We start from the raw sequence: 24,254 nt of genomic DNA, 5'->3' as shown, positions 1-24,254 counted from the left end.
CGGTCAGTCCCCCCGCCCGCGCCGCAGCCGGGCCACCGGTCCGGCCGCGCGGAGCGCCAGGACGGACCCGGTGCCCGTCCGGGCCGGGGCGGCGGCCCGTTCCGGCGCGGACAGCAGTCCCAGTTCCCCCGCCACCGCCCACAGCGCCTGCTTGACCGTCGAGCGGTTGTCGAGGTCCTGCACCCGGCCGGCGTCCACCACGGCCTGGAGTTCCTTGAAGGCGGCGGGGACCGGCGTACGCACCGGCCGGGTCTTGGTGATCTTCTCGATCAGCGAGGGCTGGATCTCGGTGTGCTTGCTCCAGCGGTTGACCACCACGGCGGTGTCCTCCGCCTTGCGCACCTGGAGCCGCTCCCACATCCGGACCATCCGCTTGACCGCCCGTACGGAGACCACGTCGGGGGTGGTGACGAGCACGGCCACGTCCGCCTGTTCCACGGCGGCCGCGTTGGCTCCGGTGACCTGGGTGCCGCAGTCGATGACGACGAGCTCGTAGCGGGCGCGCAGGGCGCTGATCACCTGGCGGGCGGCCCGTTCGTCGACCTCCTCGCCCCGCTCCCCCTCCGCCGGGGCCAGCAGCAGCGCGAGGCCGGTGCGGTCCTCGTACACGGCGTCCTGGAGGACCCGGGGGGAGATGTCCTGGATGCCGGCCAGGTCGGCGATGGAGCGGCGGAACTGCACGTCGAGGTAGGAGCCGACGTCGCCGGACTGGAGGTCGAGGTCGACCAGGGCGGTGCGCCGCCCCGAGGCGGCGGCCGCCAGCGCGAACTGGACGGCGGTGAAGGTGGTGCCGACGCCGCCCTTGGCCCCGGTGACGGTGACGACCCGGCCGCCCGGGCCGGTGAACGCGTCCGCGCCCCCGCCCAGGTGGCGGCGTACGCCGACGGCCCACAGGGCGGCGGCCTGGACGCGGGCGGAGAGTTCCTCGTACGAGAGGGGCAGGGCGATCAGGCCGCGCGCCCCGGAGTCCATGGCGGCGGAGAAGAGGCCGGGTCCGGTGTCGGAGGAGAGCAGGACGACACCCACGGCCGGGAAGCGCAGGGCGACTTCGCGGATGAGCTCCAGGGCGGGGACGGGGCCGATCCGCTCGTGGACGAGGACGACCTCGGGGAGTTCGTCGACGGACTCGGCGGCCAGGCGGCCCAGCATGTCGAGGAGGGAGGTGGAGTCGGGCACGGGCGGGGCGGGCTCGGCGTCCGGCAGCTGGCCGAGCAGGGCCGCGAGGGAGCGGGCGGCGTCCGGGTCGCCGGCCGCGGGGAGGATTCGAGTGGTCATCCGCGCCTCACTTGTCCCCGTCGAGGGTGTACGTGCGGTCGGCCGGGCTGGGTGCCGAGTCGGTGCCGGGTGCCACCAGGGCCAGCCGGACGTGCTCCGCGAAGGACTCGGCGTAGGCGACGCGCTGGGTGTCCTTCGTGTTCAGGGCGAAGGTGATCGGGACCGCCTCGGCGGGGCCCTTGCGGTCGCTGTCCTTGTCGAGGGCGGTGAGTTTGCCGACGCCCAGGACGCGGGCGTTCGCGACGATGATCACCGAGCGGGAGGGGTCGGTCTCCTTGGCGCCCTTGAAGGTGGCGATGATGTTGACCTTGGCGCCCGAGGTGATCTTGCCGGCCACGCCGGTGGCCGCGTCGATCATGATGGCGATCTCCTGCTCCCCGGCCTGGAGCTGCGGCTTGTCGACGAACATGTCGCTCTGGAGCAGGGAGCCCTTCTTCAGGGTGGTGAGCGCGATCTTGCCCTGGAGCGCGCCGAGGTCGCCGACGGCGGTGTCGGACAGCCACCGCTTGGGGACCTTCACCTCTTCGAACTGGCCGGCCGAGAGGGCGCTGTACGGTGCGATGTCGCCCTTGACGCGGTACGCGACGACCTCGGAACCGACCTTGGAGTTGACGTCGCCGATGACGACGAGGACCCCGGCGAAGGCGGCGAGGGCGCACAGGACCGACAGCAGGAGCAGGATGACGCCGCGGCGCTGGCGTGAGTTCATGGGCCGTACTACCTCGCCGTTCTTCGTTCGTTCGGGCGGTCAGGATCCGGATCTGGAGCGGGCGGCGGCCGCCTCGGGCGGGGGTGCGGCCAGGGGGGCGGCGCAGAAGCCGCAGCGGTCGCCGATCAGTTCGAAGCCGCACCAGCCGCACTCCTCGCGCCGGACCGAGGCGACCAGCTGGTGGAGCACGGACACGTCCGGGATGGCGGCGGCGAACTCGACGAGTTTCGGGGTGGCCCACCAGCGGGCGGAGTCGGCGGGCAGCGGGTTCTCCATGACTCCCCGCACCTGCCAGGCGGGGGCCAGTTCGGCCGCCACCCAGTCGGAGGACAGCTGGCCGCGCGCGAAGGTGAGGTGGGTGGCGAAGGCGGGCCCGGGCGGCAGCGCGCCCGCCGCGGCGGTGCCGAGCCGGGCCAGGTGCGGTGCGGGGTGGGCGAGTACGGCGAACTGGGCGCCGGGCGACCAGGAGCGGGCGTGCGCCTTGAGGCCGACCGGGATCCGGTCGAGCTTGGCGACGGAGCCCAGCAGGGCGCCCGCGTGGATGTAGTGGGACAGCAGCCGGGCGGCCGAGGCGATCACTCCGGGGCTGAAGTCGCAGACGGTGAGCTGGCGCAGCTGACGCACCAGCACGGCGGTGGCCAGCGGCGGCAGATCGACCTCGAGGAGCGCGATCCGGTCGGTCTCCAGGACGGCCCGCACCGTGCGCAGCCGGCGCGCGGTGGCCGGCGGCAGCCAGGACGGCACGACGGCGACGAGATGGCCGTGCCGCTCCAGCAGGGCGGTGGTCTCGGCGAGGGAGGCCTCCAGGCCGGCCTCGGCCGGCGGGCTCAGTACGGCGGCGCCCGGGGTGTGCCGGTCCGGGGCCGGCAGCACCAGATCGGCACTGGTGACAGCGATGGCGGTCGGCACGCGAATCCCCCCGTTCACCCTCTGCGCGGCGCCCGTCCGCCCGGCCGTCCCCGGGCTTCGCGTACGCGCGCATGCTGCGCGACCGCAAACGATCGACGCCCTTCCCCCTTGCCCGAGCACCATATCCGCGACGCCCCTGACAGGGCAGGGGCTTGAGGATTCCCGTGCCGGAAGCACGTGTCACAGGAGGCGGGAAACCCGGACAACCGGGATCGGGGCTCCGCGCATTTCAAGCCACATTGCAAACACCCTTGACACGGGGATTGGTCTGGACCAACTTGGCTGGCGCCAGCTCTCGGTCCCGGGGACCCCACTCCCCCGCACTGCTCCCCCCTTCCGCTCCTCCCCTTCCTCCCCCCACGGAGCCCACGTGAACCGCATACGCTCCCTCGCCCTGCCCGTCGCCGCCGCCCTCGCCGCCGGCGGGCTGACCGCCCTCGCGGCCGGTCCCGCCCGGGCCGCCGACGTCAACGTCGTCCGCAACGGCGGCTTCGAGTCCGGCCTCGCCAACTGGTCCTGCTCGAACGGCAGCGGCGCCTCCGTCTCCTCTCCCGTCTACGCCGGGGCGGGCGCCCTCAAGGCCACCCCGGCGGGCTCGGACAACGCCCGCTGCAGCCAGACCGTCACGGTCAAGCCGAATTCCACGTACACGCTCAGCGCGCAGGTGCAGGGCTCGTACGTCTACCTGGGCGCGACCGGCACCGGCACCCAGGACGTCTCCACCTGGACCCCCGGCTCGGGCGGCGGCTGGCAGAAGCTGTCGACCACTTTCACCACCGGGCCGAACACCACCCAGGTCACCGTCCACACCCACGGCTGGTACGGCCAGCCCGCCTACACAGCCGACGAGTTCAGCGTCCTCGGCCCGGACGGCGGCGGCCCCACCGATCCCGGACCGGGCCTGCCGGGCGCGCCCGCGGGGGCCGCCGTTTCCGGCCAGAGCCAGAACGGGCTCACCCTTTCGTGGAACGCGGTCGGCGGGGCGAGCGGCTACCACGTCTACCAGGACGGGGCCCGCGTCCAGACGGTCACGGGCACCTCCACCGCCGTCACCGGGCTCGCGGCCGGCACCTCGTACTCCTTCCAGGTGAGTGCGTACAACGCGGCCGGGGAAGGCCCCAGGTCGGCTCCGGTCACCGGCACCACCACCGGGGGCGGCGGCCCGAACCCGAACCCCTCGGTGCCCCGGCACGCGCTGACCGGCTACTGGCAGAACTTCGACAACGGCGCGACCGTCCAGAGGCTCTCCGACGTCTCCGCGCAGTACGACATCATCGCCGTCTCCTTCGCCGACGCCACGGCCACGCCCGGCGCCATCGCCTTCAACCTCGACTCGGCGGGACTCGGCGGCTACACGGTGGCCCAGTTCAAGGCGGACGTCGCCGCGAAGAAGGCCGCCGGCAAGTCGGTCATCCTCTCCATCGGCGGCGAGAAGGGCACGATCTCGGTCAATGACTCCGCCTCCGCCGCCAACCTGGCGAACTCCGCCTGGGCGCTGATGCAGGAGTACGGCTTCACCGGGATCGACATCGACCTGGAGAACGGCCTCAACCCGACCTACATGACGCAGGCGCTGCGCGCCCTGTCGGCGAAGGCCGGCCCCTCGCTGGTCCTGACCATGGCACCGCAGACCATCGACATGCAGTCGACCCAGAACGGCTACTTCAAGACGGCGCTGGCCGTGAAGGACATCCTGACGGTCGTGAACATGCAGTACTACAACAGCGGCGCGATGAACGGCTGCGACGGCAAGGTCTACGCGCAGGGCTCGGTGGACTTCCTGACGGCGCTGGCCTGCATCCAGCTGGAGGGCGGCCTCGACCCCTCCCAGGTGGGCATCGGCGTCCCGGCCTCGCCGAGCGGCGCCGGCAGCGGCTACGTCTCCCCGACGATCGTCAACAACGCCCTCGACTGCCTGACCAGGGGCACCGGCTGCGGGTCCTTCAAGCCGTCGAAGACCTACCCCTCGCTGCGCGGGGCGATGACCTGGTCGACCAACTGGGACGCCAAGGCGGGTAGCACCTGGTCCAACGCGGTGGGTCCGAAGGTCCACGCGCTGCCGTAGGAGGTAGAGGTGTGGGGTGGCTGATTCGGCCCGGTGAGCCCCTCGGGTTCTTGACCGGAACATGCCATGAGAGCACGCTGTGCGCGTCCGCACGGCTACCCCACACTCCCACCCAGGAGAACGCATGCGGCTCCACCACCGCCGGAGGGCCGCCGTCACGGCGGCCCTGCTGGCGCTCGCGCTCGGCGCACCCGCCTACGGCATGAGCGCGACGGCAGCGCCCCCGCCCACCCCCTCCACCGCCACCCAGGACGAGGCGATCGTCCAGTACGAGATCCACGGCCCGTCCACGGCCGCCGAACGCACGGCCCTGCTGCGCACCGGCGCCTCCATCGACGAGGTGGACGCCCACTCGGTCGTGGTCAGCGCCGACCCCATGCAGGCCCGCGCCCTGCGCGCGCTGGGCCACGAGCTCACCGCGCTGCCCGGCCCGCCGGACCGGACCGAGCGGGGCGTGGCGTCCTCCCCGATGGACTTCCCCTCGGCGGACTCCAGGTACCACAACTACGCAGAGGCCAGTGCGGAGATCGACCAGCGCATCGCCCAGTACCCCGGGATCATGAGCAAGCGGGTCATCGGGAAGTCGTACCAGGGCCGGGACCTCGTCGCGATCAAGATCAGTGACAACGTCGGCACGGACGAGGCCGAACCCGAGGTGCTCTTCACGGCCCACCAGCACGCCCGCGAGCACCTGACCGTGGAAATGGCCCTGTACCTGCTCAAGGAGTTCGGCTCGAAGTACGGCAGCGAGAGCCGCGTCACGAACATGGTCAACCAGCGCGAGATCTGGATCATCCCGGACCTCAATCCGGACGGCGGCGAGTACGACATCGCCACCGGCTCCTACCGCTCCTGGCGCAAGAACCGCCAGCCCAACAGCGGCTCCTCGTACGTCGGCACGGACGAGAACCGCAACTGGAACTACAAGTGGGGCTGCTGCGGCGGCTCCAGCGGCAGCAAGAGTTCCGAGACCTACCGCGGGCCGGCCGCCGAGTCCGCGCCCGAGGTCAAGGCGGTCTCCGACTTCGTCCGCGGCCGGGTGGTCGGCGGCAAGCAGCAGATCAAGGCCGCGATTGACTTCCACACGTACAGCGAACTGGTGCTGTGGCCCTTCGGCTACACCTACAACGACACCGCGCCGGGGCTGACCGCCGACGACCTCGCCGTCTACAAGAAGATCGGCACGAGCATGGCCGCCAGCAACGGCTACACGCCCGAGCAGTCGAGCGACCTCTACATCACCGACGGCACGATCGACGACTGGCTGTGGGGCGACCAGAGGATCTTCGGCTACACCTTCGAGATGTACCCGTCGAGCGGCGGCGGCGGCTTCTACCCGCCCGACGAGGTGATCGACCGCGAGACGGCGCGCAACAAGGAAGCCGTGCTCCAGCTGCTGGAGAACGCGGACTGCATGTACCGCTCCATCGGCAAGGAAGCCCAGTACTGCACCGCGTGACGCGGACGGGCCGGACCGGGGCGCCCCACCGCCAGGGGGGCGCCCCTTCGCCGCGTCAGCCCAGTACCGCGAGGGCGTCGATCTCGATCAGCAGCCCGGCCGGGAGGCCGACGTACACCGTGGTGCGGGCGGCGGGGGCCTCCTTGAGGCCCTGCTCCTCGAAGTAGGCGTTGTAGATCTCGTTCATCTCGGCGAAGTGCCCGGTGTCGGTCAGGTAGACGCGGATCATCATCACGTCGTCCCAGTTCGCCCCGCCCGCCTCCAGCACGGAACGGACGTTCTCCAGCGTCTGGAGGGTCTGCTCGCGCAGCGTCGGCCCGGCCGTCGTGGGCGGCCGCCCCTCGGCGTGCGGCAGGTAGCCGACCTGGCCGGCGACCTGGAGGACGTTGCCCTTGCGGACGCCGTGCGAGAACTTCGCGGGCGGGGCGGGGTGGGACTCGGGGGTGACGGCGGTCTTCTCGCTCACGAGGGTCCTCTGCGTTCGTATCGGTGCGGGGTGTTTCCCCCCGCTGATGGTCTCAGCGGGGCGCGGTCCCCGGGGGGCCCGTTCGACCGGTTCGCGAGGACGGGCTACCGCCCCGTCGGGACCGGCTCCCCCCGCGGCGGCCGGCTCCGCCCGGCGGAACCGGCACGGCGTTGACCCTCGTCCCCCCGGGTGTTAGACCACAGGCACCACGCGCGGCACACCCGCACCACCCCCAGGAGGACCCCATGGCCAGCGACGCAGTCCGACGGCTCGCCGACGAACCGGTCGACCACCGGTTCAAGGGCCTCCCGCCGGACGCGCAGGCGGCGGGCCTCACCGTCGGGGAACTCGCCGCGCAGGGCCGCGACCTGTACGGCGGCGGGTTCACCACTCCCGTCCTCACCCTCGACGCCGACGCGCTCGCGCACAACCTCACCGTGCTCGGCGAGTACTCCGCCCGCCACGGCCTCGCGTTCGCGCCCCACGGCAAGACCTGCATGGCCCCCCAGCTCTTCGAGCGCCAGCTCGCGCACGGCGCCTGGGGCATCACCGCCGCCGTCCCCCACCAGGCCCGCGTCTACCGCGCCTTCGGGATCCAGCGCGTCTTCCTCGCCAACGAGCTCGTCGACCCCGCCGCCCTGCACTGGGTCGCGGCCGAACTCGTCGCCGACCCCGGCTTCCGGTTCGTCTGCTACGTCGACTCCGTGCGCGGGGTCCGGCTCATGGACCGGGCCCTCCAGGGGCGGGGCGCCGTGCTGGACGTGGTCGTCGAGCTCGGGGCCGGCGAGGGGGCCCGCACGGGGGCCCGTACCGACGAGGACTGCCGGGCCGTCGCCGACGCCGTCGCCGCGGCCGGCACCCTGCGCCTGGTCGGCGTCGCCGGGTACGAGGCCGAGGTGCCCGGCGCCGACGCGGACGGCGTGCGCGCCTGGCTGCGCCGGCTCACCGGCCTGGCCGCCGAGTTCGACAAGGCCGGGCGGTTCGGCCCGGACGTCGAGGAGATCGTCGTCAGCGCGGGCGGGTCGGCCTGGTTCGACGCCGTCGCCGACGTGTTCGCCGAGCTGCCCGCCCTGTCCCGGCCCGTCCTGAAGCTGCTGCGCTCCGGCGCGTACGTCTCCCACGACCACGGCTGGTACGGCCGCCTGACCCCCTTCAACCGGGTTCCCGGGGAGGGCGGACTGCGCCCCGCCTTCCGGCTGTGGACCCAGGTCGTCTCCCGTCCCTCCCCCACCCAGGCCTTCGTCAACGCCGGCAAGCGCGACATCGCCTACGACCTCGGGCTGCCCGAGGCCGAGCTGGTCCGCGACGCCCTCGACGGCACCGAACGGCCCGCGACCGGCGTCCGCGTGGTCAAGCTGTCCGACCAGCACGCCTGGCTGGAGACCGACTCCGCCGACGACGTCCAGGTCGGCGACTGGGTGGCGCTCGGCATGTCGCACCCCTGCACCATCTTCGAGAAGTGGCCGCTGATCCCGGTCGTGGAGGCCGACGGCCGGGTCACCGACTACGTACGCACCTTCTTCTAGTCCTCCTGGCCGTGGACCTCCTCATCCGGGGCGCCCGCGTCGTCGACGGCACGGGCGGGCCCTCGTACACCGCGGACGTCGCCGTGCACGGGGGCCGGATCACCGCGATCGGCCGGATCCCGGGCGGCGGACGGCGCAGCCTCGACGCGCACGGGCTCGTCCTCGCCCCCGGGTTCACCGACATGCACGCCCACAGCGACCTCGCGCTGCTGCGCGACCCGGACCACAGCGCCAAGGCCGCACAGGGCGTCACCCTCGAAGTCCTCGGCCAGGACGGCCTGTCGTACGCGCCCACCGACGAACGGACCCTGGCCGGCGTGCGGACCGCCATCGCGGGCTGGAACGGCCCCGGTGACGACGTCGACTTCGACTGGCGGACCGTCGGGGAGTACCTCGGCCGGCTGGACCGGGCCCACGGCGGACAGGGCATCGCGGTGAACGCCGCCTACCTCGTGCCCCAGGGCACCGTGCGGGCGTACGCCCTCGGCTGGGACGACCGCCCCGCCACCGCCGCCGAGCTCGACCGGATGCGCCGGCTCGTCGCCGAGGGCCTGGAGCAGGGCGCCTTCGGCATGTCCTCCGGGCTCACCTACACCCCCGGCATGTACGCCTCCGGTGCCGAACTCACCGCGCTGTGCGCCGTGGTGGCCCGGTACGGCGGCTACTACTGCCCGCACCACCGCTCGTACGGGCGCGGCGCGCTGGCCGCCTACGCCGAGATGCTCGCGCTGAGCCGCGAGGCCGGCTGCGCGCTGCACCTGGCGCACGCCACCATGAACTTCGCGGAGAACGAGGGCCGTGCCCCCGACCTGCTGGCCCTGCTCGACGCGGCCCTCGCCGACGGCGCCGACGTCACCCTCGACAGCTACCCGTACACCCCCGGCTGCACCACCCTCGCCGCGCTGCTGCCCGGCTGGGCGCACGAGGGCGGCCCCGAGGCGCTCCTGGCGCGGCTGCGCGACGAGGACACCGCCGGACGGATCCGGTACGCCCTGGAGGTGACGGGCTCCGACGGCTGCCACGGGGTGCCGGTGGACTGGGCTTCCGTAGAGGTCTCCGGGACCAACGACCCCGCGTACCGGGGGCACGTCGGCACCCGCCTCGACGGCTGGGAGACCGCGCGGCGGCTGCTGCTCGGGGACCGGCTCGGACCGACCGTGCTCCAGCACGTCGGCCACGAGGGGAACGTCCGGGCGATCATGCGCCACCCCGTCCACACGGGCGGCTCCGACGGGATCCTGCACGGCGCGAAGCCGCACCCCCGCGCGTACGGCACCTTTCCGCACTACCTGGGCCACTACGTGCGGGAGCTGGGCGTGCTGTCCCTGGAGGAGTGCGTGGCCCACCTGTCGGGCCGCCCGGCGGCGCGGCTGCGGCTGCCCGACCGGGGGCTGGTGCGCGAGGGGTTCCGCGCCGACCTGGTCCTCTTCGACCCGGAGACGGTCGCGGCCGGGTCCACGTACGAACGGCCGCGCGCGCTGCCCACGGGGATCCCGTACGTCCTGATCGACGGACGGTTCGTCATGCGGGACGGGACCAGGACCGGCGTCCTGGCCGGGCGGGCGGTCCGCCGAACCCCTGTGGGCCGGTAGGGGCTTTGGTCCCGGAGGGCGTATGCGCCCGGCACATACGATGAACGGCATGGCCGCCTTCCTGCTCCCCGCCCTCCTCTTCCTCGCCTTCTGCATAAGCACCTTCAAGGACCGCCGCCGCTTCAGCAACGCGGTGCTGTTCGGCCTGACCTTCATCACGCTGTCGGCCGCGCTGCTCTTCCAGGTGACGGCGCTGCCGGGGTGGGCGGCCCTGACGATCATCGCGATCGCCCTCACGGCGCCCGCCTTCGGCACCATGGCGATCGGCGGTTTCCTGATCGCCAACGGCGTGACGATGATCCGCAAGGAGGGCCGCAGTCCGGCCAACCTGCTCTCGATGCTCGCGGGGCTCGGGATCTTCGGGATGATCGCGCTGCTGGTCGTCGTCCCGATGTTCCGCTCCACGGTCCTGAACGGCGTGGCCGCGACCCTGACCCTGGTCGTCGGCTACGTCTCCTTCCTCTTCCTGTGCTTCCTCGGGTACGCCTTCCTCTACGGCCGGATCAAGGTGCGCGGGGACGTCGACCACGTGGTGATGCTGGGCTCCGGTCTGGTCGGCGGGGAGCGGGTGCCGCCGTTGCTGGCCTCGCGGCTGCGCAAGGGGCAGCGGATCTACGAGGCCCAGCTGGCCCGCGGCTCGCGCCCGCCGGTCCTGCTCGTCTCGGGCGGCAAGGGCTCCGACGAGCGGGTCTCCGAGGCGCGGGCGATGGCCGACTGGCTGATCGCGGAGGGGGTTCCGGCGGAGGCGATCACGCTGGAGGAGAACTCCCGCACGACCGAGGAGAACATGCTCTTCTCGAAGGGGATCATGCTGGCGGCGAATCCGGGCTACCGGTGCGTGGTCGTCACCAACAACTTCCACGCCTTCCGGGCCGCGATGCTGGCCCGCAAGACGGGGGTCAACGGGCAGGTGGTCGGCTCGCCGACGGCCCGCTACTTCCTGCCGAGCGCCACCCTGCGCGAGTTCGTGGCGGTGTTCTGGGAGCACCGGGCGGTCAACCTGTCGATCTGCGGGGCGCTGGTCGCGGTCGGCGCGCTGGCGACGCTCACGGCCGCCGTCTCCCCTGCCTGAGGCCCGTTCCGCCGGGCGGCGGCGCCCCGGGCCGGGGGCCTTCGGGGGCCCGACGTGCGTTCATGGGGCCGGAGCCGGAGTATGGGGGCCTGGGGCACCGTAGGAGGTATCCGATGGACAGTGAAGCCAACGAGCAGCCCACCCGGTCGGACCGGCTCTTCACGGGTGGGGAGCGCGCGTACGACCCCGAGGACCTGGTGATGGCGACCGGCCACGACCCGACTCCGGAGCGGGTCGAGAAGGCGCGGAAGCTGATCGAGAAGGAGGGTCCGCAGGTCATCGAGCGCTTCCTGCCGTAGGGCGGGGCCGGCCGGATGACGCTGCCGGGTTCCACGGCCCGGGGCCGCCCCGGGCCGTGGCCTCTCGGTGAGCCGCGGCGCATCCAGAATCGGTGGAGGCTCGTTAGCGCTCCGGGGGGACGCCCTACGGAGGTCACATGAACAGCGTTGCCGTCCCGGTCGACCCGGGCACTCCGGTCTTCCCGGTCTCCCCGGTCCCTCCGGTCGACTGGGACCACCCGACGGATCCGCGCCCCGGGCCGCGGCTCGATCACGTACGCGCCTACGTGTCGAGCGGGGGCACCGACGGCCACCTGTGGCGCGGGGTCCCGACCCTGCTCCTGACCACCCTCGACCGTGCCACCGGCCGGCCGGTGCGCACGCCGCTGATCTACGCCGAGGACGAGGGCCGGTACCTGGTCGTCGCCGCCGGCTCCGGCGGGCGCCGCCACCCCTCCTGGTACGGGAACCTCACCGCGCGCCCGGAGGTACGCCTCCAGGTGGGCACCCGGACGTTCGCGGCGTGGGCGCGCACGGCGGACGCGGTGGAGCGGGAGACGTACTGGGAGGCCCTGACCGCGCTGTGGCCGCTCTACGACGACTACCAGGAGCGCGCACGGCCCCGCGAGCTGCCGCTGGTGATCGTGGAGGGGTGACGGGCGGCCCCGTCCCGTCGAGGCGAATCGATACGCCCGGGCCGTGGACGGGGCGCCTCCGCGACGGGCACGTGCCGGATCAGCCGACGGTCCGTACGCCCCGGAAGCCCTTGACGACGAGGTACCCGGCCAGGGCCAGCTCCCACGCGAACACCGGGAGCGCCGCCAGCGAGCCGGGCACGGAGAGCTGCGCGTAGAGCCCGGACATCACGGCGACGGCGGATGCGCAGATCAGCGGGCCCCCGACCAGCCCGAGCACGGCGATGGGCCGGGGCACGAGCCGCGAGCGGTACATCAGCCAGGCCAGCAGGGCGGTGTTCACGCCGAGGGCGACGTTGGGGCCGAGCAGGAACGTCCAGTCGTGGACGGCCACCAGCACCGCGTCGGCGGCGCCCGGCTCCGCCGTCTCCCGGCGCACGGTCGTCAGGGTGAGCACGGCGACGATGCCGAGGAGGATGACGACCGCCTCCACGAGGCGGGCGCAGACGTACCCGAGCGCGAGGCCCTCGCCCCACCGCCTGATCACCGGGTACAGCGCCACGCCGGTGCCGGCCACGGCGGCGACGAGCACCAGCTCGCAGAGCACGCCGAACAGCGCCCGGTCCACGGCCGGCCCGGCCCCCGCTCCGGCCGCCGCTCCGCCGCCGAGCAGGGGGCGGTAGAGGACGGCCCCCGCGATCGCGGCGGCCTCGGTCACCAGGAACAGCACCCCCGCGACGACCGCCGTACGTCTGTCCGCGTTCATGCGCGACCCCTCCCCTGCGGAGGTGTACGGCGTACACCTCTCTGCTGCCCGGAACCCTAGGTGTACGGCGTACACTCGTCAAGCGGAGGAGCAGGGGGGAAGGGAAGGGAGGGGCCGGATGACACGGCTGAACCGGGAGCGGGTCCTGCGGGCGGCCGTCGCGCTCGCCGACGAGAGCGGGATCGAATCGCTCAGCATGCGCAGGCTGGCGCAGGAGCTGGACGTCGTACCGATGGCGCTCTACAAGCACGTGGCCAACAAGGAGCAGCTCCTCGACGGCATGCTGGACTCCGTCGTCGCCCAGATCGACCCCCCGGAGCCCGGCCCCCACTGGCGGGACGTGGTGCGGCGGCGGATCCTTTCCGCCCGCCGGGTCCTGCTGCGCCACCGCTGGGCGTACCGGGTGCTCGAGTCGCGCGGCGTCCCGACGCCGGCGGTGCTGGAGTACCTGGACTCGATGATCGGGGCGTTCCGTGACGGCGGCTTCACGGCCGACCTCACGCACCACGTGATGCACGCGATGGGCAGCCGGCTGCTGGGCTTCAGCCAGGAACTGTTCGACGACTCAGGCAGCGCCGGCCCCCCGGACCCGGCCCTGGCGGAGCGCTACCCGCGCATCGCGGAACTGGCCGCGGCGGCCGCGCACGACGGGGCCTCCGTGGTGGGCGGGGGCTGTGACGACCAGTTCGAGTTCGAGTTCGCGCTGGACCTGCTCCTGGACGGCTTCGAACGCCTCCGCGAAAGCGGCTGGAGCTCAGCCCGCTGAGACCTCCTGCCCGGAACGGGCCACCCCGGAGCGGGATGTCACCTCATGCGTGGTCGTACACCGTCACCGCCACGTCCCGCGCGCAGAGCGCCCCGGTGACGATCGGCTCGATGCGGGACCACTTGCCGCCGGCCAGCCCGCAGCCGATGCGGGGCATGTGGACGCTCGCACCCAGCTCCAGCGCGTGGCCCGCCAGGGCGCCGAGGCAGCGCTCGACGGCGTCGTAGCGGATGGGCGGGCCTCCGCTGCCGGTGCGTATCCCGCGCTGGCCGACCATGTTGGCCACCCACACGTCGGGCCGCACCCGCACCACCTGCACCGCACCGAGCCCGAAGTCGTTCCCGGCGCGCCCCCGGTGCCAGGCCCTGAACGCGGCCTCCGGCTCGGGCCAGCGCCGCGAGAGCGCGAGGACGAAGCCCTTCCCCCACCCGCCGATGTCGTTGCAGACGTGGGCGATCAGCTTCGGCCCCTTGGCCTGCGGACTCGTCGCGTCCCCGGAAACGATCCTCAGCGGCTCCATGCCCCCACGGTAGGCGGGGGCACTGACAACGGGCCGCGTCCGGGGTGACGAGCGCAACACCGGGGGCGGGAGGTCCGGCCGGGGTTCCTCATTCCGTAGGCCTGGCGGCGGGCGGGCCGCCGTTTCAAAGGGTGGACGGCGTCTGCGCCCTCCCATCGCGCGAAGTGGGACATTTCCCTCGGTGGAATTCCCCCGGAACCCTCGAGCGGGCGGGCGGCGGGGCCCGTAAGCTCCCGTCATGCAGGTGATCCAGTCAACGAAACTCGCCAATGTCTGCTACGAGATCCGCGGACCCGTCCTCGAAGAGGCGATGCGGCTCGAAGCGGCAGGTCATCGCATCCTCAAGCTGAACACCGGCAACCCCGCGGCCTTCGGCTTCGAGTGCCCGCCGGAGATCCTCGAGGACATGCTCCGCAACCTGGGCAACGCCCACGGCTACGGGGACGCGAAGGGACTGCTGTCGGCGCGGCGAGCGGTCATGCAGCACTACCAGACCAAGGGCATCCACCTGGACGTCGAGGACATCTACCTCGGCAACGGCGTCTCCGAGCTGATCCAGATGTCGATGCAGGCGCTGCTGGACGACGGCGACGAGGTCCTCGTCCCCGCCCCCGACTACCCGCTGTGGACGGCTTCGGTCTCGCTGGCCGGCGGTACCGCCGTGCACTACCGCTGCGACGAGCAGTCCGACTGGATGCCCGACCTCGCCGACATCGAGCGCAAGGTCACCGACCGCACCCGCGCGATCGTGATCATCAACCCGAACAACCCGACCGGCGCCGTCTACGACGACGAGATGCTGCGGGGCCTGACGGACATCGCCCGCCGGCACAACCTGGTGGTCTGCTCCGACGAGATCTACGACCGGATCCTCTACGACGGCGCCACGCACACGAACACCGCCGCGATCGCGCCCGACCTGCTGACCCTGACCTTCAACGGGCTGTCCAAGAACTACCGCGTGGCCGGCTACCGGGCGGGCTGGATGGCCGTCTGCGGGCCCAAGAAGAACGCCGCCTCGTACATCGAGGGCCTGACGATCCTGGCGAACATGCGCCTGTGCGCGAACATGCCCTCGCAGCACGCCGTGGCCACCGCCCTGGGCGGGCGCCAGTCGATCGTCGACCTGGTGCTGCCGGGCGGCCGGCTGCTGGAGCAGCGCGACACGGCGTACGACCTGCTGACGCAGATCCCGGGCATCACCTGCGTGAAGCCCAAGGGCGCGCTGTACCTGTTCCCGAAGCTGGACCCGGCGGTCTACAAGGTCAAGGACGACCGGCAGATGGTCCTCGACCTGCTGCGGGCCGAGAAGATCATGGTCGTGCACGGCACGGGCTTCAACTGGCCCGAGCCCGATCACTTCCGCATCGTGACCCTGCCCAGCACCAAGGACCTCGCGGACGCCGTCACCCGGATCGGCCGCTTCCTGGACGGCTACGGGCAGCCGTAGCCGTCGCCGCGCCCGTGCTCCAGCGGCGCTCAGCCAGGATTCAACTCAACCTTAGACCGGTTCCAATGTAGGATGGCCTCCTGACCCAGCAGGAGGCCTCCTCATGTACGAGCCGATCCGCCCCAAGTCGGTCGTCCACCGAGTGGACGGCAACCACACCGACGCCCACTACCCGCAGAGCAGCCGGGGCGAAGCCCTCGACATCCAGCTCGCCGGGCACCTCTCCGCGCTGCTCGCCGTCACCGACGAGCTCGGCCTCGACGACGACGGCGCCGTGCGCATCGCCGCCCAGGTCAAGCGCCTGCGCGGCTCCCACCCCGTCCGCATCGCCTATCCCGCGCTGGCCGACGGGGCCGACAGCCGCACCCTCCACCGCCGCGCCCGCGACCTCGCCGCGCGCGCCCTGCTCGTCGCCGCGTCCCGTGCCGACACCGCCGCGGCGATCCTCGCGGCGCAGCGCATGGACGCCCACACCGCCGCCCTCGAAACCCCCGACCGGGCCGGCGCCCACTGACGGCCCCGGTCCGGGACCGCGCAGGCTCCGGACCGGGCGCCACGCCCCGGCGGCGTGAGGCCGCTGCCCCCTGCCTCCGCCCGCTAAGGCTCCCCGGGCTCCCCGACCCCCGTCACCCCGCACCAGACCCCCGCCCCCGCCGCCCACACCGGGCCGACGGCCTCCGCGCGGGCCGGCGGGGCGTCGGCGGCCAGCCCCCGGAGGGGGACCAGGGCGCGGGCCTCCCGGGCGTCCGGGAGCGAGGGCGGTCCGTCGCGGAACTCGACCGTGGCGACGTACGAACCCTCGCCGCGGGCCTCCACCACCGCCACCGCGCGCCTGCTCGGCGGGTCGATCCGGCAGTCGGTGATCCGTACGTCCGGCGGTGGCGGCGCCGCCGGGGCCGGGGAGCCGCCGGCCCAGACGTACAGTCCCAGCGGAGCGAACACCAGAAGGCAGGACAGCCCCGCCAGGCCCACCACCCACCCCTGCCACTTCAACGCACCCACGCCCGTGCTCACGCCCATGCTCCGATCCTCCCGCCGCCCGCCGCCGCCCACCAGCACCCGCCGACCAGGACAGCATTTCGAAGCGGGACCGTCTGGACACCCGGCGTTCACCCGAGAGGGCGCGGAATGTGGGTTTCCGTGAGCAGGCTGCACCCGTGAGACGCATCCTTGGAATCGCTCTGGCGGTCCTCCTGACAGGCGGCGTGATCGCCGTCATCGTCCTCGGGCGGACCGGAACACCGGAGGGCACGGCAACGAAGACCGTGCGCGGCGTCATCGGGTCGGAGAAGTCCGAATTCTTCCGCGACCCCGATGTCGTCAAGGCCCTTGCAGCCAAGGGCTACACCGTGAAGACGGAAACCTCGGGCTCCTGGGCCATGGACCAACTGGCCCTCAAGGAGTACGACTTCGCCTTCCCCAGCAGCAGCGAGCCCGCAGACGAGATCGCCGCGAAGGCCGGGGTGAAGGGCGCGCAGAGCGCGAAGCCCTTCTTCTCCCCCCTCGTGGTCATCGCCCGCGCCCCCGCGGCGAAGGTCCTCGCCGACAACGGCCTCGTGAAGCCCAACGGCAAGAACACCGGCACCCTCCTCATGGACCCCTTCCTCAAGGCCGCCGGCGAGGACCGCACCTGGCAGCAGCTGCCCGGCTCGGCCGCGCACGCCGAGCTGACCGGGACGGTCTTCATCAAGACCTCCGACCCCACCACCTCCAACTCGGGCGCCCTGTTCATCGGAGCCGCCTCCAACGTGGCCAACGACAAGACGGTCGTCTCCGACGACGCGGGCATCGAGCGCACCGCGCCCCTCCTCCGGAAGCTGATCTCCGTCCAGGGCTCCCTGGAGCCCAGCACCGACGGCCCCTTCCGCTCCTTCATCAGCGGCAGCGGCGAGCCGCTGGTCCTGGCGTACGAAGCCCAGGTCGCCGCCCTGCTCCTCCAGAAGCAGGCCACCGGAGAGGCCGCGAACATGGTCGTGCTGTACCCGGACACCACCGTCAACTCCCCGCACACCTTCGTACCGCTCGGCGAGAAGGCCAAGGACCTCGGCACGCTCCTCGCCACCGACGGGAAGCTGCGCGAACTCGCCCTGCGGCACGGCTTCCGCCCGCAGGAGGGCACCGCCGAGTTCTCGGCGTCCACCGCCCGCTTCGCCGGGTACCTCAACCCGCACCTGACCGGCATCCGCCAGGTCAGCGCACCGACCGTGAAGGTCCTGGCGGCGCTCGCGGGCCGCGCCAAGGGACAGGGGGGCACACCGTGACACTGACACCGCCCGAGGACGCGCCTCTCCTGCTGACCGCGCCCGAGCCCGTCCCCGCCGTGGAGCGCGGGCAGGCTTCCGGCCTCGTACCGCTCCAGGACGGGGTCCGGGAGGAGATGGCCCGCCGGGCCCGGGAGTACGTCGCCCAGCTCGCCGGCATCGACGCCCGCTCCCCGGAGTTCGCCACCCGCCTCGGCGACATCGCCGCCCTCGGCTCCGCCGACATGCGCACCGCCGCCCAGCAGTCCAACCGGATGCTGGAGCGGGCCGTACGCTCCCTCGGCGCGGACGGCGGCGGCGACGCCCAGGCCCGTGTCGCGGGCTCGCTCGTCGAGCTGCGCCGCACCGTCGAGGACCTCGACCCGCGGGACTCCCCCGCCAAGGGGGCCCGCAGGCTGCTGGCGAAGCTGCCGGGCGGCAACCGGTTCCGCGACCACATCGCCAAGTACGCCTCCTCCCAGGCCACCCTGAACCGGATCGTGGGCGCACTGCGCGGCGGCCAGGACGAGCTGCACCGCGACAACGCGGCCCTGCACACCGAGCGGACCCGGCTCTGGGAGACGATGGGCAAGCTCCAGGAGCACGCGGTGCTCACCGAGGCCCTGGACGCCGCCGTCGAACGGCGGATCACCGAAGCCGAGCACACGGACCCCGGCCAGGCGGACGCCCTCCGCTCCGACGTGCTGTTCCCCGTCCGCCAGAAGCACCAGGACCTGCTGACGCAGCTGGCCGTGTGCGCGCAGGGCTACCTGGCGATGGACGTGGTCCGGCGCAACAACGAGGAGCTCATCAAGGGCGTCGACCGGGCCGCGACGACCACCGTCGCGGCGCTGCGCATCGCGGTGATGCTGGCCTCGGCCCTGGACCACCAGCGCGCGGTCGTCGAGCAGGTCAACGCCCTGAAGGGCACCACCGAGGAGCTGATCCGGGGCAACGCGGAGATGCTGGCCACCCAGAGCGGCGACATCCAGCGGATCGCCGCGGACCCGGCGGTCGGGGCGGAGACGCTCCGGACGGCCTTCGCGCAGATCTACAAGACCCTCGACGCGATCGACACATTCAAGGTCCAGGCCACCGCGAACATGGCGGCGACGGTGGAGTCCCTGACGGGCGAGCTCCAGGCGGCCTCGGCCCACCTGAGCCGCGCCCGCACCACGAGCGCCCTGGAAGGCGGGGACCGGTGAAGCCGCCCGCAGGAAGGACGACGCCGTACGCGACGACGCCCGCCACGCCGCGTACGAGGACGGCCCGGCGGCGCGGACGCCTGGCCGCGGCGGTGTTCCTGGCCGCGGCCCTGCTGGGCGCCGCGGCCTGCACCTCGGACGAACCGGCAACCAGCACGGGCGGCGGTTCCGCGGGCGGCGCCGGGAAGCAGGGGTACAGGGAGGGCCGGCTGCGCGTGCTGGCCTCCAGCGAGCTCGGCGACATGGCGCAGATCCTCAAGGACGCCGAGGCCGCCACCGGGGTGTCCGTCGACTTCACCTGGTCGGGCACACTGGACGCGGCTGAGCAGGTCGCCTCCGGCAAGGCGGACGGCACGTACGACGCGGTCTGGCTGTCCTCCAACGACTACCTGCGGCTGCGCCCCGAGGCCGCCGCCAAGCTCGCCGGCGAGACCCCCGTGATGTCCTCGCCGGTCGCCGTCGGCGTGAAGCCGGAGGCGCTGGCCCGGCTCGGCTGGAAGCCGGAGGAGGTGACCTGGTCGGCGGTCGAGGAGGCCGTGGCGGCCGGGAAGCTGACGTACGGGATGACGGACCCGGTGCGCTCCAACTCCGGTTTCTCCGCCCTCGTCTCGGTGGCCTCGGGCCTGTCGGGCGCGCAGTCGGCGCTGACCGACGCGGACGTGCAGAAGGCCCGTCCCCGGCTGAAGGAGTTCTTCAAGGGGCAGAAGCTGACCTCCGGCTCCTCGGGCTGGCTCGTGACGGCGTACGCCAAGCGGGACGACGTGGACGCCCTGGTCAACTACGAATCGGTGCTGCTGTCGATGAACGACCGGGCGAAGGCCCCGCTGAAGGTGATCCGGCCGAAGGACGGGGTGGTCACCGCGCACTACCCGCTGACGCTGCTTACCTCGGCCCCGGCCGGGGCGCGGGAGTCGGGGCGGCTGCTGACGGAGTACCTGCGGGGCGACACGGCGCAGAAGGCGATCACGCAGAAGACCTTCCGGCGGCCGGTGGCGGCCGGGGTGGCTCCGGCGGCCGGGCTGGACACCTCGGTGCGGCGCGAACTGCCCTTCCCGGGTGGCCGGTCGGTGGCGGACGGACTGCTGACCTCGTACGAGAACGAGCTGCGCCGGCCCTCGCGGACGGTGTACGTGCTGGACACCTCGGGTTCGATGGCGGAGGCCGACCGGATCGGGCGGCTGCGGTCGGCGCTCACCGACCTGACGGGAACGGGGAGTTCGGGAGCGGGGCAGCGGTTCAGGGACCGTGAGGAGGTGACGCTGCTGCCCTTCGGCGACAAGGTGAAGGAGGTGCTCACGCACGTCGTCGAGCCGGCCGATCCGGGGCGGGCCCTGGACGCGATCCGGGCGGACGTGCAGTCGCTGCGCCCGGAGGGCGGCACGGCCGTCTACGCCAGTCTGAAGGCCGCCTACCAGCACCTGGGGCAGGGCGACGGCGACGCGTTCACCTCGATCGTGCTGATGACGGACGGGCGGAGCGGGGACAAGGTGAAGGACTTCGACTCCTTCTACGCCGGGCTGCCGCAGGCGCGGAAGCGCACGCCGGTCTTCGCGGTGCTGTTCGGGGACTCGGACCGCGCGGAGCTGACGCACATCACGGAGCTGACCGGTGGCCGGCTCTTCGACGCCACCGACGGGACCGGCTCCCTGGACGGGGCCTTCGAGGAGATCCGTGGCTACCAGTAGGGCGCTCGCGTACCTGGAGTCGAAGAAGAACCTGTGGGGCAGTGCCTGCGGGCTCGCCGGGCTGGCGCTGACCCTGGCCGGTGCGGCGGGTGCGTACTGGCCGGCGGTGATCGCGGGTCTGTACGGGGCGGGCGCGCTGCTCGCCCCGCCGGAGCGGACGCCGCCGCCGCTGTTCCCCGGTGCCGCCGAGCAGCTGGACCTCGTACGGGAGGACCTGGGCCGGCTGCGCGCGTACGTGGCGGAGGTGGAGCTGCCGGCGGCGGTGGAGGGGAAGCTGGGCGAGCTGCTGGACCTGTACGCGGCCCTGCTGGACCCGGGCTGGGTGGCGCAGGTGCTGGCGGCGGAGCCGGAGGCGGTGCACGCGCTGGCGCGGGCGGTCCGCACGGACGTGCCGGAGTGCGTGGACACGTACCACCGGACGCGCTGGTGGACCCGGCTGACGCCGGGCGGGGAGGGCCCGGAGCGGCACCTGGAGCGGCAGCTGTCGGTGCTGTCGCAGGAGGCGCAACGCCTGACGGCGGACCTCCAGGACAGGGAGGTCCGCCGTCAGCAGACGCACACGGCCTATCTGGAGGAGCGCGGACGCTCCTGAGGCGGGCGGCGGCCGGGACAGTGGCGCCGGCCCGTCGGCCAGTCAGGCGTGTGCTGCGATGGGAAAACCTTGGTTGGGGATTCCCACAGCGGTGGGAGCACCTTGGTCGGGGACTCCCACGTTCGTGTGCCCTGTCGCGTCAGGGCTGCCCTGTCGTGTCAGGGCGGGGCGGCCGGCAGGAGAACGGCCGGCCGGGTGCTCAGCCGAGGCGCTCGACCAGCGCGTGGTACTGGTCCCACAGCTCCTTGGGGGTGTGGTCGCCGTAGGTGTTGAGGTGCTCGGGGACCAGGGCGGCCTCCTCGCGCCAGACCTCCTTGTCGACGGTGAGGAGGAAGTCGAGGTCCTCGTCCGCGATGTCGAGGCCGTCGAGGTCGAGGGCGTCCTTGGTCGGCAGGATCCCGATCGGGGTCTCGACGCCCTCGGCCGTGCCGTCGAGGCGGCCGACGATCCACTTCAGGACGCGGCTGTTCTCGCCGAAGCCGGGCCACACGAACTTGCCCGCGTCGTTCTTGCGGAACCAGTTCACGTAGTAGATCTTCGGGAGCTTCGACTGGTCCTTGCCGGCCGCGACCTTGACCCAGTGGGCCATGTAGTCGCCCATGTTGTAGCCGCAGAAGGGCAGCATCGCGAAGGGGTCGCGGCGCAGCTCGCCGACCTTGCCCTCGGCGGCGGCGGTCTTCTCGGAGGCGATGTTCGAGCCGATGAAGACGCCGTGGTTCCAGTCGAAGGACTCGGTGACCAGCGGGACGGCGGAGGCGCGGCGGCCGCCGAAGAGGATCGCGGAGATCGGGACGCCCTTGGGGTCCTCCCACTCGGGGGCGATCGTCGGGCACTGCGAGGCCGGGACGGCGAAGCGGGCGTTGGGGTGGGCCGCCGGGGTGTCGCTCTCCGGGGTCCAGTCGTTGCCCTTCCAGTCGATGAGGTGGGCGGGCGCCTCTTCGGTCATGCCCTCCCACCACACGTCGCCGTCGTCGGTGAGCGCGACGTTGGTGAAGACGGTGTTGGCGTACATCGTCTTCATGGCGTTGGCGTTGGTGTGCTCGCCGGTGCCCGGGGCGACGCCGAAGAAGCCGGCCTCCGGGTTGATCGCGTAGAGGCGGCCGTCCTCGCCGAAGCGCATCCAGGCGATGTCGTCGCCGATGGTCTCGACCGTCCAGCCGGGGATCGTGGGCTCCAGCATGGCCAGGTTGGTCTTGCCGCAGGCGCTCGGGAAGGCGGCGGCGACGTACTTCGCCTCGCCCTCGCCGGCCGGCGGGGTGAGCTTGAGGATCAGCATGTGCTCGGCGAGCCAGCCCTCGTCGCGGGCCATGACGGAGGCGATGCGCAGCGCGTAGCACTTCTTGCCGAGGAGGGCGTTGCCGCCGTAGCCGGAGCCGAAGGACCAGATCTCGCGGGTCTCGGGGAAGTGCGAGATGTACTTGGTGGTGTTGCAGGGCCACGGCACGTCGTCCTGGCCCTCGGCGAGCGGAGCGCCGAGGGTGTGGACGGCCTTGACGAAGAAGCCGTCGGTGCCGAGCTCGTCGAGGACGGCCTTGCCCATGCGGGTCATGGTGCGCATGGCGACCGCGACGTAGGCGGAGTCGGTGATCTCGACGCCGATCGCGGAGAGGTCGGAGCCGAGGGGGCCCATGCAGAAGGGGACGACGTACATCGTCCGGCCCTTCATGGAGCCGCGGAAGATGCCCTGCTCTCCCTCGGAGCCCCCCTCACCGGTGAAGAGGGCCTTCATCTCCGCCGGGGCCTTCCAGTGGTTGGTCGGGCCCGCGTCCTCCTCCTTCTCGGAGCAGATGAAGGTGCGGTCCTCGACGCGCGCGACGTCGGAGGGGTCGGAGGCGGCGTAGTACGAGTTCGGGCGCTTGGTCTCGTCGAGCTTCTTGAACGTGCCCTTGGCGACGAGCTCCTCGCACAGGCGCTCGTACTCGGCCTCGGAGCCGTCGCACCAGACGACGCGGTCCGGCTGGGTCAGGGCTGCGATCTCCTCCACCCAGGAGACGAGCTCCCGGTGGTTCGTCGGGACGGAAGTGGGAGCCGCGTTGTCGCGCGCCACGATTGCTCCTTGTTGAGGGGTTGTTTGGTGTATGCCCCGTGGGGGCTGCGACCCGGACGCTTCGCGCTCCGCTCATCCGGTGCCGACCGCACTCATCTGATCATCCGGTGGATGTGCGCATATGTCCAGGGGGCCTCTCACGTGAGCATCGCCACGTCCGTCAATCTTCCGTAAAGAGGACTAACGGAAACCTACGGACCCGTAGGTAACATGTGGACCATGACTTCAGACGCCACCGCCGCGCCGGCCGCCCAGGCCTCCCCGGTCGTCCAGGCCCTGGAGGCGGCCGAGACCGCCCTGGAGGAGAAGCCGCTGATGCGCGGCTGGCTGCACCTCGGGATGTTCCCCGCCGTGGTGGTCGCCGGCCTGGTGCTGATGGCCTTCACCGACTCGACGGAGGCCCGCGTCGCCTGCGGGGTGTACGTCCTGACCGCCTGCCTGCTCTTCGGCGTCAGCGCCGTCTACCACCGCGGCACCTGGGGGCCGCGCGGCGAAGCCGTCCTACGGCGGCTCGACCACGCGAACATCTTCCTGATCATCGCGGGCACCTACACCCCGCTCACGGTCCTGCTGCTGCCCGGCTCCACCGGCAAGACCCTGCTGTGGGCGGTGTGGATCGCGGCCGCGGCCGGGATCGCCTTCCGGGTCTTCTGGGTCGGCGCACCGCGCTGGCTCTACACCCCGTGCTACATCGCGATGGGGTGGGCGGCCGTCTTCTTCCTGCCGGACTTCATGCGTACCGGCGGCGTCGCCGTCCTGGTCCTGGTGATCGTCGGCGGTCTGCTCTACAGCGCGGGCGGGGTCATCTACGGGATGAAGCGCCCCAACCCCTCCCCCCGCTTCTTCGGCTTCCACGAGGTCTTCCACTCCCTGACGCTCGCGGCCTTCGTGGCCCACTACATCGGCATCTCGCTGGCCGCCTACCAGCACGCGTAGACCGGCCCGCCGGCGGGACGCGGCCGCGCCGCCGGCCCAGCGCTCAGCGTAGGAGGACGGC

General features: G+C 72.5%; 23 protein-coding genes. 15 read left to right on the top strand and 8 right to left on the bottom strand.

Going from position 1 to position 24,254, the window contains the following annotated elements; genetic code table 11:
- Positions 1-3: 3 nt before the first annotated feature.
- From ACZ51S_RS12655 to ACZ51S_RS12645, 3 genes are read right to left on the bottom strand one after another with little or no spacing between them, the layout of a single operon-like run.
- The gene (locus ACZ51S_RS12655; RefSeq protein ID WP_468475521.1) at positions 4-1,275 is read right to left on the bottom strand and encodes an AAA family ATPase; all 1,272 of its coding nucleotides are present in this window, start codon (positions 1,273-1,275) and stop codon (positions 4-6) included.
- A gap of 7 nt (positions 1,276-1,282) precedes the next feature.
- The gene (gene cpaB, locus ACZ51S_RS12650; protein WP_468475520.1) at positions 1,283-1,984 is read right to left on the bottom strand and encodes a Flp pilus assembly protein CpaB; all 702 of its coding nucleotides are present in this window, start codon (positions 1,982-1,984) and stop codon (positions 1,283-1,285) included.
- 39 nt (positions 1,985-2,023) lie between these two features.
- Positions 2,024-2,893, bottom strand: a complete 870-nt coding sequence (locus ACZ51S_RS12645; protein WP_468884545.1) for a hypothetical protein — start codon at positions 2,891-2,893, stop codon at positions 2,024-2,026.
- Positions 2,894-3,263: 370 nt separating this feature from the next.
- Here ACZ51S_RS12645 and ACZ51S_RS12640 point away from each other — a divergent pair, with 370 nt between their 5' ends.
- Together ACZ51S_RS12640 and ACZ51S_RS12635 are read left to right on the top strand one after the other, a co-directional pair.
- Positions 3,264-4,958 carry a chitinase gene (locus ACZ51S_RS12640; RefSeq protein WP_468475518.1) on the top strand — a complete coding sequence of 565 codons (1,695 nt, stop codon included), beginning with the start codon at positions 3,264-3,266 and terminating at the stop codon, positions 4,956-4,958.
- 124 nt (positions 4,959-5,082) lie between these two features.
- Positions 5,083-6,417, top strand: coding sequence for a M14 family metallopeptidase (locus ACZ51S_RS12635; RefSeq protein WP_468475517.1), 1,335 nt, complete (start codon positions 5,083-5,085; stop codon positions 6,415-6,417).
- A gap of 55 nt (positions 6,418-6,472) precedes the next feature.
- Here ACZ51S_RS12635 and ACZ51S_RS12630 read toward each other — a convergent pair whose 3' ends face one another.
- On the bottom strand, positions 6,473-6,883 hold the full coding sequence (locus tag ACZ51S_RS12630) for a RidA family protein (protein ID WP_388934325.1): 411 nt from the start codon (positions 6,881-6,883) through the stop codon (positions 6,473-6,475).
- Between the two features lie 245 nt (positions 6,884-7,128).
- On the opposite strand from ACZ51S_RS12630, the gene ACZ51S_RS12625 reads away from it, so the two are divergent.
- The 5 genes from ACZ51S_RS12625 (at position 7,129) to ACZ51S_RS12605 (ending at position 12,007) form a co-directional block, all read left to right on the top strand.
- Positions 7,129-8,409, top strand: coding sequence for an alanine racemase (locus ACZ51S_RS12625; protein WP_468475516.1), 1,281 nt, complete (start codon positions 7,129-7,131; stop codon positions 8,407-8,409).
- 11 nt (positions 8,410-8,420) lie between these two features.
- Positions 8,421-10,001, top strand: a complete 1,581-nt coding sequence (locus ACZ51S_RS12620) for an N-acyl-D-amino-acid deacylase family protein (protein ID WP_468801048.1) — start codon at positions 8,421-8,423, stop codon at positions 9,999-10,001.
- A gap of 49 nt (positions 10,002-10,050) precedes the next feature.
- A complete protein-coding gene (locus ACZ51S_RS12615) occupies positions 10,051-11,073 on the top strand; it encodes a YdcF family protein (RefSeq protein WP_468475514.1) in 1,023 nt (340 codons plus the stop codon).
- A gap of 113 nt (positions 11,074-11,186) precedes the next feature.
- Positions 11,187-11,372, top strand: a complete 186-nt coding sequence (locus ACZ51S_RS12610; protein WP_388934334.1) for a hypothetical protein — start codon at positions 11,187-11,189, stop codon at positions 11,370-11,372.
- 137 nt (positions 11,373-11,509) lie between these two features.
- Positions 11,510-12,007 (top strand): nitroreductase family deazaflavin-dependent oxidoreductase, encoded by a 498-nt coding sequence (locus ACZ51S_RS12605; RefSeq protein ID WP_468475513.1) that lies wholly within the window; start codon positions 11,510-11,512, stop codon positions 12,005-12,007.
- A 79-nt stretch (positions 12,008-12,086) separates the two neighbouring features.
- On the opposite strand, the gene ACZ51S_RS12600 is transcribed toward ACZ51S_RS12605, so the two are convergent.
- A complete protein-coding gene (locus tag ACZ51S_RS12600; RefSeq protein WP_468475512.1) occupies positions 12,087-12,752 on the bottom strand; it encodes a DUF4386 domain-containing protein in 666 nt (221 codons plus the stop codon).
- A gap of 118 nt (positions 12,753-12,870) precedes the next feature.
- Here ACZ51S_RS12600 and ACZ51S_RS12595 point away from each other — a divergent pair, with 118 nt between their 5' ends.
- On the top strand, positions 12,871-13,518 hold the full coding sequence (locus ACZ51S_RS12595; protein WP_468475511.1) for a TetR/AcrR family transcriptional regulator C-terminal domain-containing protein: 648 nt from the start codon (positions 12,871-12,873) through the stop codon (positions 13,516-13,518).
- A gap of 43 nt (positions 13,519-13,561) precedes the next feature.
- On the opposite strand, the gene ACZ51S_RS12590 is transcribed toward ACZ51S_RS12595, so the two are convergent.
- On the bottom strand, positions 13,562-14,038 hold the full coding sequence (locus tag ACZ51S_RS12590) for a macro domain-containing protein (RefSeq protein WP_468475510.1): 477 nt from the start codon (positions 14,036-14,038) through the stop codon (positions 13,562-13,564).
- Between the two features lie 238 nt (positions 14,039-14,276).
- Between ACZ51S_RS12590 and ACZ51S_RS12585 the strand changes: the two genes are divergently transcribed.
- Both ACZ51S_RS12585 and ACZ51S_RS12580 read left to right on the top strand, forming a co-directional pair.
- Positions 14,277-15,488, top strand: coding sequence for a pyridoxal phosphate-dependent aminotransferase (locus ACZ51S_RS12585; RefSeq protein ID WP_468475509.1), 1,212 nt, complete (start codon positions 14,277-14,279; stop codon positions 15,486-15,488).
- Positions 15,489-15,591: 103 nt separating this feature from the next.
- Positions 15,592-16,002, top strand: a complete 411-nt coding sequence (locus ACZ51S_RS12580) for an SCO4983 family protein (protein ID WP_468475508.1) — start codon at positions 15,592-15,594, stop codon at positions 16,000-16,002.
- A gap of 83 nt (positions 16,003-16,085) precedes the next feature.
- Here ACZ51S_RS12580 and ACZ51S_RS12575 read toward each other — a convergent pair whose 3' ends face one another.
- Complete coding sequence (locus tag ACZ51S_RS12575) at positions 16,086-16,508, bottom strand: hypothetical protein (protein ID WP_468475507.1); 423 nt, start codon at positions 16,506-16,508, stop codon at positions 16,086-16,088.
- A 137-nt stretch (positions 16,509-16,645) separates the two neighbouring features.
- On the opposite strand from ACZ51S_RS12575, the gene ACZ51S_RS12570 reads away from it, so the two are divergent.
- The 4 genes from ACZ51S_RS12570 to ACZ51S_RS12555 all read left to right on the top strand — a co-directional run bounded on the left by ACZ51S_RS12570 (position 16,646) and on the right by ACZ51S_RS12555 (position 21,210).
- Positions 16,646-17,749: a hypothetical protein gene (locus ACZ51S_RS12570; RefSeq protein ID WP_468801060.1), complete on the top strand. Its 1,104-nt coding sequence runs from the start codon at positions 16,646-16,648 to the stop codon at positions 17,747-17,749.
- Positions 17,750-17,751: 2 nt separating this feature from the next.
- Positions 17,752-18,933 carry a toxic anion resistance protein gene (locus ACZ51S_RS12565; protein ID WP_468960810.1) on the top strand — a complete coding sequence of 394 codons (1,182 nt, stop codon included), beginning with the start codon at positions 17,752-17,754 and terminating at the stop codon, positions 18,931-18,933.
- Between the two features lie 92 nt (positions 18,934-19,025).
- A complete protein-coding gene (locus ACZ51S_RS12560; protein WP_468475601.1) occupies positions 19,026-20,618 on the top strand; it encodes a substrate-binding and vWA domain-containing protein in 1,593 nt (530 codons plus the stop codon).
- A complete protein-coding gene (locus ACZ51S_RS12555; RefSeq protein WP_468475505.1) occupies positions 20,605-21,210 on the top strand; it encodes a hypothetical protein in 606 nt (201 codons plus the stop codon). The genes ACZ51S_RS12560 and ACZ51S_RS12555 overlap by 14 nt, the downstream gene beginning before the upstream one ends.
- 199 nt (positions 21,211-21,409) lie before the next feature.
- Here the strand turns inward: ACZ51S_RS12555 and ACZ51S_RS12550 are convergent, their stop codons facing one another.
- Positions 21,410-23,257: a phosphoenolpyruvate carboxykinase (GTP) gene (locus ACZ51S_RS12550; RefSeq protein ID WP_468475504.1), complete on the bottom strand. Its 1,848-nt coding sequence runs from the start codon at positions 23,255-23,257 to the stop codon at positions 21,410-21,412.
- A 219-nt stretch (positions 23,258-23,476) separates the two neighbouring features.
- On the opposite strand from ACZ51S_RS12550, the gene trhA reads away from it, so the two are divergent.
- Positions 23,477-24,193 carry a PAQR family membrane homeostasis protein TrhA gene (trhA, locus tag ACZ51S_RS12545; RefSeq protein WP_388934357.1) on the top strand — a complete coding sequence of 239 codons (717 nt, stop codon included), beginning with the start codon at positions 23,477-23,479 and terminating at the stop codon, positions 24,191-24,193.
- The last annotated feature ends 61 nt before the right edge of the window (positions 24,194-24,254 follow it).

This window comes from Streptomyces sp. NPDC034043 (genome assembly GCF_055575675.1).
This window is presented reverse-complemented; position numbering and strand designations above follow the sequence as displayed.